General features: G+C 70.9%; 21 protein-coding genes. 12 read left to right on the forward strand and 9 right to left on the reverse strand.

Features of this window, described 5'->3' with window-relative positions:
• The first annotated feature begins 8 nt into the window (after window positions 1-8).
• The 9 genes from ACIO3P_RS24015 to ACIO3P_RS24055 all read left to right on the forward strand — a co-directional run bounded on the left by ACIO3P_RS24015 (window position 9) and on the right by ACIO3P_RS24055 (window position 7,626).
• The gene (locus ACIO3P_RS24015; protein ID WP_329825432.1) at window positions 9-746 is read left to right on the forward strand and encodes a carboxyltransferase domain-containing protein; all 738 of its coding nucleotides are present in this window, start codon (window positions 9-11) and stop codon (window positions 744-746) included.
• The gene (locus ACIO3P_RS24020; protein WP_329825433.1) at window positions 743-1,747 is read left to right on the forward strand and encodes an allophanate hydrolase; all 1,005 of its coding nucleotides are present in this window, start codon (window positions 743-745) and stop codon (window positions 1,745-1,747) included. The genes ACIO3P_RS24015 and ACIO3P_RS24020 overlap by 4 nt, the downstream gene beginning before the upstream one ends.
• Before the next feature lie 88 nt (window positions 1,748-1,835).
• Window positions 1,836-2,630 carry an SDR family oxidoreductase gene (locus tag ACIO3P_RS24025; RefSeq protein ID WP_401790022.1) on the forward strand — a complete coding sequence of 265 codons (795 nt, stop codon included), beginning with the start codon at window positions 1,836-1,838 and terminating at the stop codon, window positions 2,628-2,630.
• A 26-nt stretch (window positions 2,631-2,656) separates the two neighbouring features.
• Entirely contained in the window at window positions 2,657-3,826 is a 1,170-nt protein-coding gene (locus tag ACIO3P_RS24030; RefSeq protein ID WP_401852117.1) for a pyridoxal phosphate-dependent aminotransferase, read from the forward strand.
• Between the two features lie 33 nt (window positions 3,827-3,859).
• The gene (locus ACIO3P_RS24035; protein ID WP_329825436.1) at window positions 3,860-4,441 is read left to right on the forward strand and encodes a helix-turn-helix domain-containing protein; all 582 of its coding nucleotides are present in this window, start codon (window positions 3,860-3,862) and stop codon (window positions 4,439-4,441) included.
• Window positions 4,442-4,540: 99 nt separating this feature from the next.
• Complete coding sequence (locus tag ACIO3P_RS24040; RefSeq protein WP_401790026.1) at window positions 4,541-5,353, forward strand: SAM-dependent methyltransferase; 813 nt, start codon at window positions 4,541-4,543, stop codon at window positions 5,351-5,353.
• A 180-nt stretch (window positions 5,354-5,533) separates the two neighbouring features.
• Window positions 5,534-5,698, forward strand: coding sequence for a hypothetical protein (locus ACIO3P_RS24045; RefSeq protein ID WP_329825873.1), 165 nt, complete (start codon window positions 5,534-5,536; stop codon window positions 5,696-5,698).
• A gap of 282 nt (window positions 5,699-5,980) precedes the next feature.
• Window positions 5,981-6,202, forward strand: a complete 222-nt coding sequence (locus ACIO3P_RS24050; protein WP_329825438.1) for a hypothetical protein — start codon at window positions 5,981-5,983, stop codon at window positions 6,200-6,202.
• A gap of 116 nt (window positions 6,203-6,318) precedes the next feature.
• Complete coding sequence (locus ACIO3P_RS24055) at window positions 6,319-7,626, forward strand: SPFH domain-containing protein (protein WP_401790027.1); 1,308 nt, start codon at window positions 6,319-6,321, stop codon at window positions 7,624-7,626.
• Between the two features lie 35 nt (window positions 7,627-7,661).
• On the opposite strand, the gene ACIO3P_RS24060 is transcribed toward ACIO3P_RS24055, so the two are convergent.
• From ACIO3P_RS24060 to ACIO3P_RS24090, 7 genes are all read right to left on the reverse strand, one after another.
• Window positions 7,662-8,027: an ArsR/SmtB family transcription factor gene (locus ACIO3P_RS24060; RefSeq protein WP_401852119.1), complete on the reverse strand. Its 366-nt coding sequence runs from the start codon at window positions 8,025-8,027 to the stop codon at window positions 7,662-7,664.
• The gene (locus tag ACIO3P_RS24065; protein ID WP_329825441.1) at window positions 8,024-8,515 is read right to left on the reverse strand and encodes an SRPBCC family protein; all 492 of its coding nucleotides are present in this window, start codon (window positions 8,513-8,515) and stop codon (window positions 8,024-8,026) included. The genes ACIO3P_RS24060 and ACIO3P_RS24065 overlap by 4 nt, the downstream gene beginning before the upstream one ends.
• Window positions 8,516-8,675: 160 nt before the next feature.
• On the reverse strand, window positions 8,676-8,834 hold the full coding sequence (locus ACIO3P_RS24070; protein WP_329825442.1) for a hypothetical protein: 159 nt from the start codon (window positions 8,832-8,834) through the stop codon (window positions 8,676-8,678).
• 61 nt (window positions 8,835-8,895) lie between these two features.
• Window positions 8,896-9,861, reverse strand: a complete 966-nt coding sequence (locus ACIO3P_RS24075; protein ID WP_401852121.1) for a cytochrome c oxidase assembly protein — start codon at window positions 9,859-9,861, stop codon at window positions 8,896-8,898.
• Between the two features lie 379 nt (window positions 9,862-10,240).
• Window positions 10,241-11,266: a 6-phosphofructokinase gene (locus ACIO3P_RS24080; RefSeq protein WP_401852124.1), complete on the reverse strand. Its 1,026-nt coding sequence runs from the start codon at window positions 11,264-11,266 to the stop codon at window positions 10,241-10,243.
• Window positions 11,267-11,431: 165 nt separating this feature from the next.
• Entirely contained in the window at window positions 11,432-12,160 is a 729-nt protein-coding gene (locus tag ACIO3P_RS24085; protein ID WP_329825445.1) for a glutamine amidotransferase, read from the reverse strand.
• A 49-nt stretch (window positions 12,161-12,209) separates the two neighbouring features.
• Window positions 12,210-13,448, reverse strand: coding sequence for a MurT ligase domain-containing protein (locus ACIO3P_RS24090; RefSeq protein ID WP_329825446.1), 1,239 nt, complete (start codon window positions 13,446-13,448; stop codon window positions 12,210-12,212).
• Between the two features lie 115 nt (window positions 13,449-13,563).
• Between ACIO3P_RS24090 and def the strand changes: the two genes are divergently transcribed.
• Window positions 13,564-14,121, forward strand: a complete 558-nt coding sequence (gene def, locus ACIO3P_RS24095) for a peptide deformylase (protein ID WP_401852126.1) — start codon at window positions 13,564-13,566, stop codon at window positions 14,119-14,121.
• 70 nt (window positions 14,122-14,191) lie between these two features.
• On the opposite strand, the gene ACIO3P_RS24100 is transcribed toward def, so the two are convergent.
• On the reverse strand, window positions 14,192-14,836 hold the full coding sequence (locus ACIO3P_RS24100) for a TetR family transcriptional regulator (protein ID WP_329825448.1): 645 nt from the start codon (window positions 14,834-14,836) through the stop codon (window positions 14,192-14,194).
• Between the two features lie 178 nt (window positions 14,837-15,014).
• Here ACIO3P_RS24100 and ACIO3P_RS24105 point away from each other — a divergent pair, with 178 nt between their 5' ends.
• On the forward strand, window positions 15,015-16,268 hold the full coding sequence (locus tag ACIO3P_RS24105; RefSeq protein WP_401852128.1) for an acyl-CoA dehydrogenase family protein: 1,254 nt from the start codon (window positions 15,015-15,017) through the stop codon (window positions 16,266-16,268).
• 55 nt (window positions 16,269-16,323) lie between these two features.
• Here the strand turns inward: ACIO3P_RS24105 and ACIO3P_RS24110 are convergent, their stop codons facing one another.
• Window positions 16,324-16,812, reverse strand: coding sequence for a glutathione peroxidase (locus ACIO3P_RS24110; RefSeq protein WP_329825450.1), 489 nt, complete (start codon window positions 16,810-16,812; stop codon window positions 16,324-16,326).
• Window positions 16,813-16,897: 85 nt separating this feature from the next.
• On the opposite strand from ACIO3P_RS24110, the gene ACIO3P_RS24115 reads away from it, so the two are divergent.
• Window positions 16,898-17,140, forward strand: coding sequence for a DUF6011 domain-containing protein (locus tag ACIO3P_RS24115; RefSeq protein WP_401790036.1), 243 nt, complete (start codon window positions 16,898-16,900; stop codon window positions 17,138-17,140).
• Window positions 17,141-17,408 lie beyond the last annotated feature (268 nt).

Genomic DNA, 17,408 nt, shown 5'->3' on the forward strand with positions numbered 1-17,408 from the left:
GATCTTCCATGACCACCGCACAGTTCGCCACCGTCGCCATCACCGTCGAACCCTTCGGGGACTCGGCGGTGATGGTGACCGTTCCCGACGCCGACCAGGCGATCCGCAGGGCCGCCGTCGTCGCCTTCCGCGACCGGTTCCTCGCGTACCGCCCGCACGGCGTGCTCGACGTCGTCTCCGGTCTGGAGTCGCTGCTCATCGAGTTCGACCCGCTGGAGACCGCGCTCCAGCACGTCACGTACGCGGCCCGGCTCCTGGCCGAGCACATGCCGGCCGGTGAGCAGGCGCAGCCGCGTCCGGTCCACCGGTTCGCCATCCCGGTGGTCTTCGACGAGGAGACCGGACCCGATCTGGCGTCCGTCGCCGAGGAAGTGGGTCTGGCCCCGGCCGAAGTGGTCGAGGCGATCGCGGAGTCCACGTTCACCATCTCCCTCCTGGGCGCGGCGATGGCCCCGATGATGGACGGGCTCAGGGTGCCGGGTCCGGTGCGCCGGCGCGCCGAGCCGCGTACCGATGTCGCGCCGGGAGCGATCATGATCGCCGGCACCAACGCGATCATCCAGCCGTTCCCGGGACCGACCGGCTGGCGGGTGGTCGGGCGTACTCCGCACACCATCGTCGACATCTCCCGCCCGGACCCGGTCTCGTTCGGTACGGGGGACCTCGTACGGTTCGTCCCCGTCACCAGGGACGAGGCGGCGGCGCTGGACGCGGGCTTCCTGCTCCCGGTGGAGGTGCCGGCATGACGACCGTGGGCCTCGACCTCACCGCCACGGGGTGGATCACGACGTTCCAGGACCTCGGCCGCCGGGACGCCGAACGCCGCGGTGTCCCCACTGGCGGCGCGGCCGACCAGCACTCCGCGGTCGTCGCGAACGTCCTCGTGGGCAACGCGCGCGGCGCGACGCTGATCGAGAACCTCGGAGGCGAGTTGGCGCTCGTTCCCGACGCGGACGTCCTGGTCGCCGTGACCGGCGCCCCCGCCCAAGTGACCGTCGGCGACGTACCGGTCGACAGTTGGTCGCCCGTGGTGGTGCCGGCGGGCCACGAGATCCGGGTCCGCTGCGACATCGGCCGGGGAACCCGCACCTACCTGGCCGTGAACGGCGCGATCGCCGCTGAGACCTTCCTCGGCAGCGCCGCCCCGGACGCGCGGATGGGGTTCGGGCAGATCCTCACCCGGGGATCGAAGACGCTGCTGGAGACGGAGTTCCGGGGTTTCCCGCGCGGGGTCTTCGCACCGCCGCTGTTCCGGCTCCCCGTCCCGGTCCTGCGCTGCGCGGAGGGGCCCTGGGACATCGATGTCGTCGAGAGCCACGGGATCCACGCGATCCCCGGGGTCCGCGAGGTGATCGAGGCGTCGCCCTATGTCGTCACCGCCCGCTCCAACCACGTCGGCCTGCGGCTCGACGGACCGGTGCTCCACCCGGACACCGACACCGAGATCGTGTCGCACGGGGTACCGATCGGGGCCCTGCAGATTCCGCACGCGGACGAGCTGATCGTCCTCGGCAGATACCGGAGCCTGACGGCCGGTTACCCGATCGTCGGGGTCGCCTCACGGGTGTCGCTGCCTCTGCTGGGTCAGGCCGGGCCGGGCCGGGAGCTGCGGTTCCGCTGGGTCGACCGGGAGACCTCGCTCCGTACCCACGCCGAACGGGAGGGCGAGGTGCGCGTGCTGGAGCGCGCCGTCGCCCGGGCGTTCGGCGCGCTGGGCTGCGCGGCACCCTTGCCCAGCCATAGATGAGAAGATATTCTCATTTGGTATTCGCATCTCACGTATCGCACGCATCTCGCTATCTCGCGTATCCCAAGCATTTCGTGGAGGAGGAACGGTGACGTTGACCGGCAGGACCGCGCTCATCACAGGGGCCGGCAGCGGTATGGGGCTGGAGACCGCTCGGCTCCTCGCCCGGGACGGCGCCACCGTCGTACTCGTCGGCCGCCGGCAGGAGGCGCTGGACGAGGTCAGGGACACGATCCACGCCGAAGGTGGAACCGCCCTCGCGATCGCGGCGGACATCACCGACACGGACGACGTGAACCGCCTCATCGACCGCGTCCACGCCGAACTCGGCCCGGTCGACGTGCTGATCAACAACGCGGGAAGCGCCTCGACGGTGCTCAACCCGCAGTGGCTGCCGCACGAGGAGTGGCGCCACGTTCTCGACGTGAACCTCACGGCGGTCTTCCAGCTCACCCAGGCCGTGCTCCCCGACATGCTCGGCCGCGGCACCGGAACGATCGTCACGGTCTCCTCGCTCGCCGCCGTCAACCCCAACCTGCTCGGCGGGGCCGCCTACGGCGCGGCCAAGGCCGGGGTCCGCAACTTCATGACCTTCCTGCACAACACCTTCCGCAACCAGGGGCTGCGGGCCATCACCGTACTGCCCGGCGAGGCGGACACCCCGATCCTCGACAACCGGGCCCGGCCGCCGGCCGCCGAGGAGCGCGCCCACATGGTGCGCCCCGAGGACGTGGCGGAGGCCGTCCGCCTCGCGGTCACGCTGCCCCAGCGCGTCGTCCTCCAGGAGATCGTCGTGGCCCCCACCCGGCAGCGCGACACCTCGGCCGACCTCGAGATCAGCCGCTGGGCGGGCGCTCCCGCCGACGCCTCACGCCAAGTCTGACCAACTCTCGCCTCCAGGAGGACCGTATGCCGCCCACCGTCACCACCTCGCTGCCCCCCTTCGCGCCCGCCGAAGCCGTCGCCCGGATCGCCGCGGCCTCCCGCCGGACGCAGCAGCCGCAGTCCGGAGGCGACCTCGTCTCCCTCGCCATGGGCGAGCCCGACTTCGACACGCCCGAGCAGGTGGTCGAGGCGGCCCACGCCGCGATCCGCGCCGGACGCACCCACTACTCGCCGCTGCTCGGCGAACCGGCGCTGCGCGAGGCGCTCGCCGAGAAGCTCGCCGGGATCGCCGGGACACCGGTCTCCGCCGCCGACATCCTGATCACCCAGGGCGGAACGGCCGGGCTCGCCGCGTCGATCCTCGGCATCGTCGACCCCGGCGACAAGGTGGTCATACCCGACCCCACGTACTCCCTCTACGCCGACCTGGTCAGCATGGCCGGCGGCGTCGTCGTACCCGTCCCGCTCGCGCCGGACCTGCACTGGGACCTCGACCGGCTGGCCGACGCCCTCACGGACGCGAAGCTCTTCGTCTTCTGCAACCCGAGCAACCCGACCGGGATCGTGCACAGCCGCGAGGAACTCGACGCGCTCGCCGCCCTGCTGGAGGGCACGTCCACGATCGTCATCTCGGACGAGGCGTACTCCGACCTGGACTACACCGGCCGGCCCTTCACCTCCGCGATCTCGCTCGAAGGACTGCGCGACCGTACGGTCTACTGCCAGACCTTCTCCAAGAGTTACGCGATGACCGGCTGGCGCGTCGGCTACCTCTGGGGCCCGGCACCGCTCATCCAGGCGGCCGCCCGTATCCACAACACCTTCAACGGGTCCGTGAACACGGTCGTCCAGGACGCCGCCCTCGTCGCGGTGCGGACCTGCGACCCCGACATCGCCAGGATGCGCTCCGCGTACGAGCGGCGCGGCGAGATCATGCGCGCCGAACTGGCCGCGATCCCCGGCCTCACCCTGAGCACGCAGGAAGGCGCGTTCTACCAGTTCCCGCGGTACGACCTCGACCTGCCCTCGGCACAGGTCGTCGCCGAGCTGCGCTCGCACGGCGTCGCCGTCCGGCCGGGAAGCGAGTTCGGCGCCCAGGGCGAGGGCCATCTGCGGTTGTCGTACGCTGCCAGCCCGGAGTCCATCACCGAGGGCGTCCGCCGACTGGGCCGCGGCCTCTCGGCCCTTCAGTGACCGCCGTCCCACATGCAACGGGGGAGTCGTCCCATGCGCAGCGACACCGAGCGCAACCGCAGGCACCTCATCAAGGCCGCCGCGCTGCTGTTCGAGAACTCGCCGACGCCGGTCAGTCTGGCCGAGATCGCCAAGCACGCCGAGGTGTCCACCGCGACGGCCTACCGGCACTTCTCCTCCGTCGAGGAGATCCTGCACGCCTTCCGGGCCCAAGTCGGCTCCGAACTGAGTGACTTCAGCGCGCGGCAGACCACCCGGGGCATGGCGAGGCTGGAGGAGGTGTCCCGCTACTGGGTGTCGCTCGTCCTCGAACACGGCGGGGCGATGGCGCAGATGCGCTCGCACCGCGGCTACCTCGAACGGCTGCGGGAGGGCACCGGCTATCTCACCCCGCAGGCCGAGGCGCTCGCCGAGCCCCTGCGGCAGACCGCCGAGGAACTCGGGCTCGGGGACCTCGGGGACGAGGCCCTCTTCCTGTGGAACGCGCTGTTCGACCCCCGGGACATCCTCGACCTCATCAAGAGCGGCCGCCCCGAGGAGGAGGCCGCCACCCGTCTGGTGGCCGCTCTGCGCGGCGCTCTGATCGGCTGGTCCGCGGCGGCACAAGGTCACTGAGCGTCTAAGCTCTGGGCCAAGGCTTCAGTTTGGGACGGGACCGGTACCGGTACGCGCGCCCCGGCGTCGTGCCGGCCGCCGTACCTGGGAGGAGCGAAGATGGCACCGCAGAACTCTCCAGAAGATCGTTTCAACACCGGGGAGGCGCATTCCGCGCGGGTGTACGACTACATCCTGGGGGGCAAGGACAACTACCAGGTCGACCAGGAGGCCGGCGACTCGATGTGCCGGGAGTGGCCCGCACTCCCGATCCACATGCGGGCCAACCGCGAGTTCATGCACCGCGCGGCGCGCTACCTCGCCGAGGAGAAGGGCATCCGGCAGTTCCTGGACATCGGTACGGGTCTGCCCACCCAGCCCAACATGCACGAGGTCGCGCAGAAGGTCGCCCCCGACTCCCGGGTCGTCTACGTCGACAACGACCCGATCGTCCTCGCGCACGCCCGCGCCCTGCTGACCAGCGCTCCCGAGGGCCGTACGGCCTACATCGACGCCGATATGCGGGACCCCGACGCGATCATCGGCTCGCCCCAGTTCCAGGAGCTGCTGGACCTGCGCAAGCCGGTCGGCCTCATGATCATCGGGATTCTCCACTTCATCCTGGAGAACGACGACGACCACGGCCTCGTCCAGCGGCTGCTCGACCCGCTGCCGTCCGGCAGCTATCTGGCGATGACCATCGGCACCGCAGACTTCGCCCCGGTGGAGGTCGGCCATGTGGCCGAGGAGTATGCGAAGCGCGGCATGCCCATGCAGCTCCGTACGCTGGCCGAGGCCACCACGTTCTTCGACGGCCTGGAGCTGATCGAGCCGGGCGTGACCCAGGTCCACAAGTGGCGTCCGGACGTCGGCCAGGAGGTCATGGACGACCGCGACATCGCGATGTACGGCGCCATCGCCCGCAAGGCGTAGCGTCCTCTCCCGGGAATCTCGGAAGTCTCGGGAATCCCGGGATCCCGGGAAGGTTTGCGCCGCTCCGGCCGGGCAATCATTACAGGTCGAGGCGCTGGCCTGGTGGGTCGTGCCCGTGGGCTCCGAAGTAGAGTGCACCGCCGGACGATCGACGACTGGAAGACCTGACAGACCATGAACGTGTCATCGAACCCCCCGATCTACGAGCAGCTTCTCCGGGAGCACGGCGACGTCGTCACCGAAGCTCGCGAGGCGGCCCACCAGACGACCCGGCAGGCGGAACACGTACTGGACTGGAGCGGGCTGCACCGGCGGTTCCCCACCGAGCAGGCGCGCCACGACTGACCCCGTCCCGACCGGGCCGTCCGCCGGGTCGCCCCCTCGCCGGGTCGCCCCCACCGGGTCGCCTCGCCGGGACGACAGCGTCACCACCGAGCCGCCCCGCGCCGACCGCGCGGGGCGGCTCGGTCGCGTCACCCCGAGGGCTTCCCGACGCTCCGCGGAGTACTGTGAAGACATCGAGGGTATGTCGCCGTCGGCCGCTTCGCCGAGGGCGTTCTCGATGAGGAACGAGGTCGGAGGCGCGGCTTCCGGGAGGCGTGGTCGACATGATCGCGGCAGCGACGTATGTCCGTGGCGGATGAGTTCTCACAGAGCCCGGTCGGGGCCATCGGCAGAGTCACCGTCCCGATCCCGGCGGACGGGCCCGGTGAGGTGCTGGTGGCCGTACGGGGCGGCTCCGAGGCGTACGCGGCCTGGGCGCACCGCCCGATCGGCCGGGACCTGCGCGTGGTCGTGGTCGAGTCGATCTCGGCGCGCTCGGTGATCGTGGAACCCCTCCCCTCCTGAACCCCTAACCCCCAACGACGCACTCCAGTACGAGGAAGCGGTAGCGAGCAGTACCAGCAGGACCCAGCAGGACCGAGCGGTACCGGCGCACACACGCGGTACGACAGGAGCACACCATGCTGTTCTGGCATGTCCCCGCGCCCAACGAGGCGATGCTCATCTCCGGCTCCAAACGGCAGGCGCAGGACACTCAGTTCCGGATCGTCACGGGACACGGCAGTTTCGTGATGCCGGTCAAGCACAAGGTACGGATGCTCTCCCTGGCGCTCCGCGAGGCGGAGATCGTCGAGGACTGCGTCACCCAGCAGGGAATCCGTCTCAACGTCCGTGCCGTGGCCGTGTTCAAGGTCGGCGACGACACGGTGTCGATCGCCAACGCGGCCCGCCGCTTCCTGGCCGAACAGGACCGGATGGAGGAGCTGGTGGGCCGGATCTTCGCCGGTCACCTCCGCTCCATCATCGGCGGACTGACGGTGGAACAGATCATCCGGGAGCGCGACCGGGTCGCCCAGGAGGTCAAGCAGGGCAGCCACAGCGAGATGGAGAAGCTCGGCATCGTCGTGGACGCGCTCCAGATCCAGGAGATCGACGACGCCACCGGCTACATCGAGAACCTCGCCGCCCCGCACGCGGCGGCCGTCGCCAGCCAGGCGCGGATCGCCCAGGCCAAGTCGGACCAGGAGGCGAGCGAGCGCGAGCAGCAGGCCGCCGCGCTGAAGGCCGAGTACGAACGGGACACCGCGATCAAGCGGGCGGGGTTCCACGCCGAGACGGAGCAGGTCAACGCCCGCGCCGCGCAGGCGGGACCGCTGGCCGAGGCGCGGGCCTCCCAGGAGACCATCGAACAGCAGACGGCCCTGGCGCAGCGGCAGGCCGATCTGGCCGCGCAGCGGCTGGAGGCCGAGGTACGGCGCCCCGCGGACGCCGAGGCGTACCGTCAGCGCACCCTGGCGGAGGCCGCCAGGGACCGGGTGAAGTTCGAGGCGGACGCCTCCGCGTACAGCGAGCGCACCCTCGCCCAGGCCCAGGCCGACGCGAACACCGCGCGCGCCGAGTCCCTGAAGAACGGCAACCAGGAGCTCATCGCCGCCAACCGCACCGTCGAGAACCTGCCGACGCTGGCCGACGCGGCGGCCCGGGGCATGGCGGGCGCCCATCTGACCGTCCTGAACGGCACCGGCGGCGTCAACGACGTGGCGGCCGGACTGGTCGGACAGGGCATGGCCATCCTCAACTCGCTGAAGAACGCGTCCGGCGCGTCCGGCGCGTCCGGCGCGTCCGGCGCATCCAAGGACGGCGGGGACGCCAAGGCCGACACCGGCACCGACACCAAGGCCCCGAGCGCGAACGGGAAGCCCACGCTCCGTGCCACCGAGACACGGCGTGAGGAGCGGCCGAGGAGCGAGAGCGCTGACGTGACGTGACGTGACGTGCCAGGCGTCCGTCAGCCGCCCGCAGGTCAGCCGCCCGCCGGCCGGCCGTCGCCGGCCGGCTCCGCCGCTTCGGCGAGCCGCTTGATGACGGCGAGCCGGGCGTCCCAGTCGGCCGCGACCCGGTCCATCCAGCGCGCGGTGACCGTGAGCCGGTCCGGCCGCACCGCGTACCGCGCCTCGCGGCCCTCCCGGTACCCGGTGACCAGGCCGGCCCGGTCCAGGACGGCGAGGTGCTTGACGATGGCCTGACGGCTCACCGGCAGCTCCCCGGCCAGCACGGTCGCGGTCGCCTCGCCGTGCGCCGCCAGGGCGTCGAGTATCCGGCGCCGGGTCGGGTCCGCGAGCGCGGACAGCACCGCCGCCACCGCGTCCTGACCGGGGTCCGTCGTCATGCTTCGCGCTGCTCCGCGTAGTCCCGGATGACGCCGACCATCTCCGTCCAGCCCTCCGTGTGGCTCTCCTTGGAGGCGGTGTCCCGCCGCTCCTCGGGGATCACGATATCGGCGAAGCCGCTCTCCACGACACGCAGCCTGGTGCCCTCGCCCTCGGGCGTGAGCGTGAACTCGACCAGGGTGGAGTTCCCCTCCTCGGCCACCTCGCCGGGGTACGCGCTCGCCCAGCGGTACGAGAAGTGGTGCGGCGGATCGACCTTCACGATCGTCGTACGGAACTGCCCGTACTGACCGTGGTCCAGGAACATGATGCCGCCGGGCCGCAGGTCGACGGAGGTCGGCTCGCCCTGCCCGAACCACGAGCCGACGTGCTCCGGTTCGGTCAGGACGGCCCAGACGCGCTCCGGGGGCGCCGCGATGGAGACCTCGCGCTCGACGCGGTCCTCGGAAGGGGAAGGGGAAGCGGAGGTGGATGAGGACGTGGACATGAGGAACCTCCCGGCAGGAATCGGCCATGACGTGCAACTCAAGAGTTGCACTCATCTCCGTCTCGTGCAACCGATAGGTTGCACGATCTCCTGGGAAGGTCCCCGGGAGGTCCGCAGGAGGTCCCCGGAAGGTGCTCGAAGGTCCTCGAAAGGTCGGAGATCAGTGGCCGCGGGCCGCCGCCATGCCGATCGTCACCAGCCCCAGGATCACCCACCCGAACCACAGCCAGCCGTTGCTGCCGAGCGCCGCGGTGTACCCCGTGACCACCACCAGCGCGCCGACGGTGACCACACCCATCGTCTTCGTGGAACCGGACATGTATGTCCTCCTCCAGGCCGGGGCCGTGACGCCCATCGTCGCCCGGCGACCCCGGTTCGCGCTACCGTCCCCGGGCCTGGAGCGAGGCCAGGTAGGCGTTGTACTCCGCCAGCTCCCTGTCGCCGTCCCGGTCCGCGGCCCGGTCGGAGCGCTTCGCCTGCCGTTGCTCCGAGTGGTACCACTGGTAGACCAGCGCGACCAGCACCAGCACGGACGGGATCTCGCTGAACGCCCAGGCGATACCGCCGGCCGCGTTCTGGTCGGTGAGGGCGTCGATCCCGAGCGAGGCCGACGGGTTCCCGTACGTCTTGACCATCGGCTCGCTCGCCATCATCAGCGCGATCCCGAAGAACGCGTGGAACGGCATCCCGGCGAACAGCTCCAGCATCCGGATCACGTAGTTCGGCCGGTGCGGCCCCGGGTCGATGCCCATGATCGGCCAGAAGAAGATCAGCCCGACGCCGAGGAAGTGCACCATCATCGCGATGTGCCCCGGCTTGGACGACATCAGGAAGTCGAAGAGAGGCGTGAAGTAGAGCCCGTACAGGCTCGCGATGAAGAGCGGGATGGTGAAGGCGGGGTGCGTGATGATCTGTACGTAGCGGCTGTGCAGCAGCGCCAGCAGCAGCTCGCGCGGCCCCTTCCGGCTCCTGCCGTCGCTGTCCCGGCCCGCGACCGGCAGGGCGCGCAGGGCCAGGGTCACCGGGGCGCCGAGCAGCAGCAGGATCGGCGAGACCATGCTGATCACCATGTGCTGGACCATGTGCACACTGAACATGACCATGCCGTAGTCGTTCAGCTTGGTGCACATCACCAGCGCGATGGTCAGCACGCCGAGGACGAAGGCGACGACGCGGCCGACCCCCCAGCCGTCCCCGCGCCGGCGCAGCCGGACGACACCCCAGCCGTACAGGGCGAGCGCGACCAGGCAGCCGATCAGGAAGAAGAGGTCGGGGGAGTACTCAAGCCCTCGTCCCAGCGTGAACGGCGGCAGATCCATGGTCATGCCGTGCCCGCTGTGATCCATCCGTGTGCTCCCGGTGCTTCCCGTGGCGGGGACCACGGCGTCCGCCGTGCCCGCCGTCCACCGGCGGTGGTTTTCGCGCCGGTTGTCCGCTTGTCCGGACCAGACTAGATGAGTGAGTCCGAAGTCCCGTCTGCGGGGAGGCGCCATGCACGCACATCCGCGGCGTTGTCGTCACTCGACGACGCTCCGCGTCGCCTCGCTCCTCCGCCTTGCGGCTGCACGCACCTGACACCTCCCCGCCCGCCCCAAGGGGCGGACGACGCTACTTCGGACTCACTCATCCAGAACCGCCCCCGCCCCCGGTCGCGATCGCGACCGGGGGCGGTCCGTCCCGTACCGGAGGCCGGGGGAGGAGCAGGGCGGGAGGGTCAGGCAGGGGTCAGAGCACGCACTCCGCCTCGGCGTACCGCTCCGGCGGCACCGTCTTGAGCGTCTCCACGGCCTCGCTCAGCGGCACCATCACGATGTCCGTGCCGCGCAGCGCCGTCAGCATGCCGAACTCGGCGCGGTGCGCCGCCTCGACGGCGTGCCAGCCGAACCGGGTCGCCAGCACCCTGTCGTACGCGGTGGGCGTGCCACCGCGCTGGACGTGCCCGAGTATGACCGCCCTGGCCTCCTTGCCCAGGCGCTCCTCCAGCTCGATCGAGAGCTGCCGGGCGACGCCCGCGAAGCGCTCGTGGCCGTAGATGTCCTTGCCGCCGGCGTCGAACTCCATCGAGCCCTCGCGGGGCTTCGCGCCCTCCGCGACCACGACGATCGCGAACCGCTTGCCCGCCGAGAACCGCTTGCCGACCACCTCGGTCAGCTCACCGATGTCGAAGGGCCGCTCGGGCACGACGATGGCGTGCGCGCCCGCCGCCATGCCGGAGTGCAGGGCGATCCAGCCGGTGTGCCGGCCCATGACCTCGACGATCAGTACGCGCTGGTGCGACTCCGCGGTCGTCTTGAGCCGGTCCAGCGCCTCGGTGGCGACCCCGACGGCCGTGTCGAAGCCGAAGGTCACATCGGTCGAGGCGATGTCGTTGTCGATGGTCTTCGGTACGCCGACGATCGGCAGCCCGGCCTCGGAGAGCAGGTGCGCGGCCTTGAGCGTGCCCTCACCGCCGATCGGGATGATCGCGTCGAGCCCCAGGTCGGCGACGTGGCCCCGCGCCCGCTCCACCCCGTCGCGCAGATGCGCGGGCTGGACCCGGGAGGAGCCGAGTATCGTGCCGCCGCGGGCCAGGATGCCGGCCACCGCGTCGAGGTCGAGCTTGCGGTAGTCGCACTCCAGGAGGCCCTTCCAGCCGTCGTGGAAGCCGATCACCTCGTCGCCGTGGTCGACGACGGCACGGTGCACGACGGACCTGATCACGGCGTTGAGGCCGGGACAGTCGCCGCCTGAGGTGAGCACACCAATTCGCATAGCCCGGATTACCTTTGCAACGTGGGCCGACGGCCGGACACCGTTGTCAGGCCAGATCCTCGCCAGCCTACCGGCGGTCGCCGGGGGTACCGAAACCCCGCGTCCGCCTGCTGGACAGGCGGACGCGGGGCGGGAGGGCGCCGGACGGGGCGCCCGGGGAGTCGATCAGGCGGGCTGGGTCGCCGCGGCGACCCGCTCGGCGCGCAGCGCCTCGTACCACCGGTCGTCCGTCGGCGGCAGCGCGTTCACATCGAGGGCCAGCTTCAGCAGCAGGTCCGCGATCTGCGGGTTGCGCGCCATCACCGGGCCGTGCATGTACGTACCGAAGACGGTGTCGTTGTACGCGCCCTCCGTGCCGTCGCCCGTGCCGTTGCCCCGGCCGAGCTGGACCCGCGCGAACGGCCGTGCCGCCGGGCCGAGGTGGGTGATGCCCTGGTGGTTCTCGAAGCCGGTGAGCTGCGGCAGGTTCAGCCGCGGGTCGATGTCCGCCAGTACGTCGCCGACGCACCGCGCGCCCTCGCCACGGGTGGAGACCACGTCGAGCAGCCCGAGACCGGCCTCGCGCTCGCCCAGGTCGTTGACGAACTCGTGGCCCAGGATCTGGTAGCCGGCGCAGACCGAGAACACGATGGCGCCGTTGGAGACGGCCCTGCTGAGCCCGCCGTCGCGGCGCAGCCGCTCCGCCGCCAGCCGCTGGGGCCGGTCCTCGCCGCCGCCGATCAGATAGATGTCGCCGGAGGTCGGCACCGGCTGGTCGCTGCGTACGTCCACCCGCGTGACCCCGAGGCCGCGCTGGCGCGCCCTGCGCTCCACCACGAGAGCGTTGCCCTGGTCACCGTAGGTGCTCAGCAGGTCCGGGTAGATCCACACCAGCCGCAGGCTGTTGTCGCTCATTCTGGCTCGTCCTTCCGGGTTCCGGGGAGTCATGTATCCCGACATGGCTTCAGTTGCCCACCCGTCTGCGCAGATCCTGGAACGACGTGTAATTGGCGATCGCCTCGATACGGCCGGGCGGTGCCATCCGCACGGCCTCGTCGGGCGTCTCGCAGACCCGGAAGTCCAGGCCCGCGACCTCCAGACGTACGGCGAGGTCCAGCTTGCGGTCGCCGATCACGAAGATCGGGTGGCCCGCGAGCCGGGTGTAGTCCACGTCCCACAGCCACGAGGTGTCCGTACCGTCGGCGCCACGGGCGTTGACGGCGAGGATGACCGGGGTGGGCGGCGGGTCGATGAGGGAGAACGTCTCCAGCCAGCCCGCCGGGTTCTTGGCGAGCAGCAGCCGCAGATCACGGCCGAGGAAGGAGACCACGTCGTACCGTCCCGCGACGGCCTGCACCTGGTACATCCGCTCCAGGGCCACCTGCGGCGGCACCCCGAAGGTCGCGGCGACGGCTGCGGACGTCGCCGCGTTGGCCTTGTTGGCGCGGCCCGGGAGCTGGAGGTGGATCGGCCAGGCGGAGCCGTGCGGGTCGAGTACGTGGTCGCCGTGGAGCGCCCAGCTCGGCGGCGGCCTGCGGAAGCCGCACTCGCCGCAGAACCAGTCGTCGCCGGGGCGCTGCATCACACCGCCGCAGGAGGGGCACGACCAGGCGTCGTCCTTCCACTCCTGGCCCGCAGCGACCCACACCACGTTGGGCGAGGAGGAGGCGGCCCAGACGATCAGCGGGTCGTCCGCGTTGGCGATGACGACGGCCTTCGTGCCGGCCAGTCCCTCCCGCCACTTCTCGGCGAGCATGCGGGTCTCCGCGGCGCGGTCGAGCTGGTCGCGGGAGAGGTTGAGCAGCGCGATCGCCTTGGGCGTGGTGTCCCTGGCGACCCCGGCGAGATACTTCTCGTCGACCTCGATCACGCCGAACCGGGCGTCGGAGCCGCCCGCGAGGGCCGAGGTGATGCCGGCCGGCATGTTGGCGCCGAGCGCGTTCGACACCACGGGCCCGGCGGCCCGCAGCGCCTCGGCGATCAGCCGGGTGGTGGTGGTCTTCCCGTTGGTCGCCGACACGAGGATGACGTCGAGATGCTGCGCCAGCCGGCCCAGCAGATCCGGGTCGAGCCTGAGCGCCACCTTCCCGCCGATCACCGATCCGCTGCCGCGCCCTGCGGCGCGCGACACCGCCGCCGCGGCTTTGCCCGCCGTCACGGCCAGCTTGGCCCGCGGCGTCAGCGGGTCCGTGTTGCCTGACATCGCCTTGATCCTCCTTGCGTCGGTCCGTGGGCCAGCCTATCGAGATCCGGCCAGGGCCCCGAACCGTGGCACCGGGCAGAAGGCGGCGTTCACCGTGGACCGTACCCTGACCGTCATGCGAAACCGTCCGATCCCCGGCAGTACCGGGCGAGTACGAGCCATGAGATTGCTCGGAGATCCCGTCCTCCACGCGCCCTGTGAACCCGTCACCGACTTCGGTCCCGCGCTCGGCGCGCTGATCGAGGATCTGTTCGCGACGATGTACGCCGCCCGGGGTGTCGGGCTGGCCGCGAATCAGATCGGCGTGCCCCAGCGGGTGTTCGTGTACGACTGCCCCGACGACGAGGACGTCCGCCATCTCGGACACCTCGTCAATCCCCGGCTCGTCCAGGCCGACGACATCGTGGTGCGCGGACCCGAGGGCTGTCTGTCCCTGCCGGGCATCGAGGCGGGTACGGAGCGGTACGACCATGCCGTGGTGGAGGGCTTCACCAAGGACGGCGCACCGGCCCGGGTGGAGGGCCGGGGTTTCTTCGCCCGCTGTCTCCAGCACGAGTGCGACCATCTGGAGGGCATGCTCTACTCCGACCGGCTCACCGGGTGGCGGCGCTCCAGGACGCTGCGCGCGGCGCGCCGGGCGCCCTGGGCGACGGGTCGCCCGTCCGCCCCGTAGCGACGCCGTACGCCCCGTGCGCCGTCCCGGCTCGGAATGCTCGTCCCGGCTCGGAACGCGCCGTCCGGGTTCAGAAGCCGGGGCCGCCCGCGCGGTCGTCGACCGCCGCCAGCCTGCCCCACAGGAGGTCCGCCAGGCTGCGCACCAACTGGGCGCGCGGACAGGGGCGTTCTCCGAGCCACCAGTCACCGGCGCCGTGCATCATGCCGACGATGCCGTGGCCCCAGACCCGGGCGAGCTGTTCGCTGCCGGGTCCCAGGTCGACCCGTTCCTCTATGACCTTGGCCAGTTCCTCACCCAGCCGGCGCAGCAGCGGCGCCGAGTGGCGGCCGACGTCGAAGCCCTGCTCGGGGAGCGGGGTGTCCTCGGCCGGGTGCATCAGGAACCGGTAGACCTGGGGCCTCGCCTCGATCGCGGCGAGATACGTGTCCAGCGTGGCCTCCACGCGCTCGCGCCGCCCCGCGGGCGCGTCCAGCGCGGTCCGCAACGCGTCGAGCAGCGCGTCCGTGTGGCGCTTGGCCAGCGCCCGGTACAGCCCGCCCTTGTCGCCGAAGTGCCGGTAGAGGATCGGCTTGGTGATGCCCGCCTCCGCGGCGATGGCGTTCATGGAGGCTCCCGGGCCGTCCCTGAGCACCACCCGGTCGGCCGCCTCCAGGAGCTGTCGGCGCCGTTGCCGGGCCGAGCGCTGCTGCTCGGCCTGCTGTGTGCTCTCCATAGCTGTGTCTCCCCGCCCGTGCGATTGCGTGACGCCACCGCAACGTAACACCCTGTCCGCCGTCGATGCTGGTCAGAAGGTGGCCGGTTGACATCCCCTACTTATCGGTAACAGACTGGTGTTACCGCTAGTAACATCAGGGAGCGACACCGTGGGTCACGCGGTGCTGGAGGGGAACATGACCGAGTTCACGCTCGATCTCAACGACGACCAGAAGCAGGTCCGCGACTGGCTGCACGGCTTCGCCGCCGATGTCATCCGCCCCGCCGCCGCCGAGTGGGACGAGCGTGAGGAGACCCCCTGGCCGGTCATCCAGGAGGCCGCCAAACTCGGCATCTACTCCCTGGACTTCTACGCCCAGCAGTTCTTCGACCCTACGGGGCTGGGGATCCCGATGGTCATGGAGGAGCTGTTCTGGGGCGACGCGGGCATCGCCCTGTCCATCGTCGGTACGGGGCTGGCGGCCGTCGGCGTCCTCGCCAACGGCACCGAGGAGCAGGTCGGCACCTGGATCCCGCAGATGTACGGGGACCCGGACGACGTGAAGGTCGCCGCCTTCTGCTCCTCGGAGCCCGACGCGGGCTCCGACGTCGGCGCCATGCGCACCCGGGCGCTCTACGACGCGGCCAAGGACGAGTGGGTGCTCAACGGCACCAAGACCTGGGCCACCAACGGCGGTATCGCGAACGTCCATGTCGTGGTCGCCGTCGTCGACGCCGGGCTCGGCACGAAGGGCCACGCCTCCTTCATCGTCCCGCCGGGCACCCCCGGGCTCTCCCAGGGCCAGAAGTTCAAGAAGCACGGCATCCGCGCCTCCCACACCGCCGAGGTCGTCCTGGAGGACGTACGGGTCCCCGGCCACTGCCTGCTCGGCGGGAAGGAGAAGCTGGACGAACGCCTCGCGCGGGCGCGCGAGCGGGCCAGGGCCGCCGAGGGCACGGGCGGCGGCAAGGGCGACAGGGAGCGCGTGAAGAACGCCGCCATGGCGACCTTCGAGGCGTCCCGCCCGGCCGTCGGCGCCATGGCGGTGGGCACGGCGCGCGCCGCGTACGAGGTCGCCCTCGACTACGCGAGGACCCGCAGCCAGTTCGGCCGCCCGATCATCGACAACCAGGGCATCGCCTTCCAACTGGCCGACATGCGCACCCGTATCGACGCCTCCCGGCTGCTGGTCTGGCGGGCCTCCTGGATGGCGACCACGGGCAGGCCCTTCACCTCCGCCGAGGGCTCGATGTCCAAGCTGTACGCGAGCGAGACGGCGAAGCAGGTCACGGCGCAGGCCGTGCAGATACTCGGCGGCAACGGCTTCACCCGCGAGTACCCGGTGGAGCGGATGCACCGGGATGCAGCGATTTATACGATCTTCGAGGGCACGAGCGAGATCCAGCGCCTGGTCATCGCCCGCACCCTGTCGGGCATGCCCATCCGCTAGTGGTGGGGGAGCGCCGGGCCCTCGTACGGTGATCGAGGACCCGGCCGACGGGGTGTCAGGCGGGGAGCTGCGCCTCGATGGCCGCGACGACCTCGGGGGCCTCCGGCTCCGTACGCGGCCGGATCCGGGCGACGACCTCGCCCTTCGGGGAGATCAGGAACTTCTCGAAGTTCCACTGCACGTCCCCGGCGTCGCCCGCCGCGTCGGCCGTCTTCGTCAGCTCGGCGTACAGCGGGTGCTGGGTCTCCCCGTTCACGTCCGTCTTCGCGAGCAGCGGGAAGCTGACGCCGTACGTGGCCGAGCAGAACGTCCGGATCTCGTCCGCGCTGCCGGGCTCCTGCCCCGCGAACTGGTTGCAGGGCACGCCCAGGACGGTGAAGCCCCGGTCGCCGTAACTCTGCTGGAGCCGCTCCAGACCGGCGTACTGCGGGGTGAGACCGCACTTGGACGCCACGTTCACCAGCAGCACGGCCTGGCCCGCGTAGGCGGCCAGGGAGGTCGGCTCGCCGGTCAGAGTGGTCAGCGGGATGTCGTACAGGGTCATCGGGATCTCCTCGGTCGACGGCGAACTGTCCTCATTGTGGACCCGTGACCGAGGTGACCGGCGGCCGGGCTGGTAGAGGTGGACCGTGGACGAAACACCGCTCGACCCCTCGCACCCCGCCGACGACGGCCGGCTCCCCGGCTCCGCGCCGGACGCCGCCGCCGACGCGCGGCTCGTCCGGTGCCGCATGTGCGGCAGGCCGCTGACCGGCACAGGCTCGCGCCGTACCGGCCTCGGCCCCGCCTGCGACGCCAAACTCCACCCGCCCGCGCCGGACATCAGGACCCGGCGGCGCGAGGCCGAACAGGACCCGCTGCCCGGCATCTGACGCCCGCGCGCATTTTCTGGAACGCAGCAAAATATCTGCAAGTTTTGCAGATCACTTACGTTTTCCTGTTCACGGCCATCGGGCGCCGAAAATCGAGTCGTTCGCAAGGGGAAGCGGCCAACTCGGGTATGCCGTACGACGATTTCGTTCGGTCGGGCCGATGGACGCACTCGCATTTCTCTGCAACTCTCTCACGGCAAAACGCAAAATCCTCCGTTCATCAGTGCAGAAACGCATGCCGTGCAGGCGTGCTGCCGGAGCCGCGCCC

Source organism: Streptomyces sp. NPDC087310, from assembly GCF_044744405.1.
In the GTDB taxonomy this organism is placed as follows: Bacteria; Actinomycetota; Actinomycetes; order Streptomycetales; family Streptomycetaceae; genus Streptomyces.

Bases quoted from the DNA above. Each gene is read 5' to 3' on its own strand.
- ACIO3P_RS24015 (WP_329825432.1), top strand. From the start codon at position 9: ATGACCACCGCACAGTTCGCCACCGTCGCCATCACCGTCGAACCCTTC.
- ACIO3P_RS24020 (WP_329825433.1), top strand. From the start codon at position 743: ATGACGACCGTGGGCCTCGACCTCACCGCCACGGGGTGGATCACGACG.
- ACIO3P_RS24030 (WP_401852117.1), top strand. From the start codon at position 2,657: ATGCCGCCCACCGTCACCACCTCGCTGCCCCCCTTCGCGCCCGCCGAA.
- ACIO3P_RS24035 (WP_329825436.1), top strand. From the start codon at position 3,860: ATGCGCAGCGACACCGAGCGCAACCGCAGGCACCTCATCAAGGCCGCC.
- ACIO3P_RS24040 (WP_401790026.1), top strand. From the start codon at position 4,541: ATGGCACCGCAGAACTCTCCAGAAGATCGTTTCAACACCGGGGAGGCG.
- ACIO3P_RS24050 (WP_329825438.1), top strand. From the start codon at position 5,981: ATGTCCGTGGCGGATGAGTTCTCACAGAGCCCGGTCGGGGCCATCGGC.
- ACIO3P_RS24055 (WP_401790027.1), top strand. From the start codon at position 6,319: ATGCTGTTCTGGCATGTCCCCGCGCCCAACGAGGCGATGCTCATCTCC.
- ACIO3P_RS24060 (WP_401852119.1), bottom strand. From the start codon at position 8,027: ATGACGACGGACCCCGGTCAGGACGCGGTGGCGGCGGTGCTGTCCGCG.
- ACIO3P_RS24065 (WP_329825441.1), bottom strand. From the start codon at position 8,515: ATGTCCACGTCCTCATCCACCTCCGCTTCCCCTTCCCCTTCCGAGGAC.
- ACIO3P_RS24070 (WP_329825442.1), bottom strand. From the start codon at position 8,834: ATGTCCGGTTCCACGAAGACGATGGGTGTGGTCACCGTCGGCGCGCTG.
- ACIO3P_RS24075 (WP_401852121.1), bottom strand. From the start codon at position 9,861: ATGGATCACAGCGGGCACGGCATGACCATGGATCTGCCGCCGTTCACG.
- ACIO3P_RS24080 (WP_401852124.1), bottom strand. From the start codon at position 11,266: ATGCGAATTGGTGTGCTCACCTCAGGCGGCGACTGTCCCGGCCTCAAC.
- ACIO3P_RS24085 (WP_329825445.1), bottom strand. From the start codon at position 12,160: ATGAGCGACAACAGCCTGCGGCTGGTGTGGATCTACCCGGACCTGCTG.
- ACIO3P_RS24090 (WP_329825446.1), bottom strand. From the start codon at position 13,448: ATGTCAGGCAACACGGACCCGCTGACGCCGCGGGCCAAGCTGGCCGTG.
- def (WP_401852126.1), top strand. From the start codon at position 13,564: ATGCGAAACCGTCCGATCCCCGGCAGTACCGGGCGAGTACGAGCCATG.
- ACIO3P_RS24100 (WP_329825448.1), bottom strand. From the start codon at position 14,836: ATGGAGAGCACACAGCAGGCCGAGCAGCAGCGCTCGGCCCGGCAACGG.
- ACIO3P_RS24105 (WP_401852128.1), top strand. From the start codon at position 15,015: ATGACCGAGTTCACGCTCGATCTCAACGACGACCAGAAGCAGGTCCGC.
- ACIO3P_RS24110 (WP_329825450.1), bottom strand. From the start codon at position 16,812: ATGACCCTGTACGACATCCCGCTGACCACTCTGACCGGCGAGCCGACC.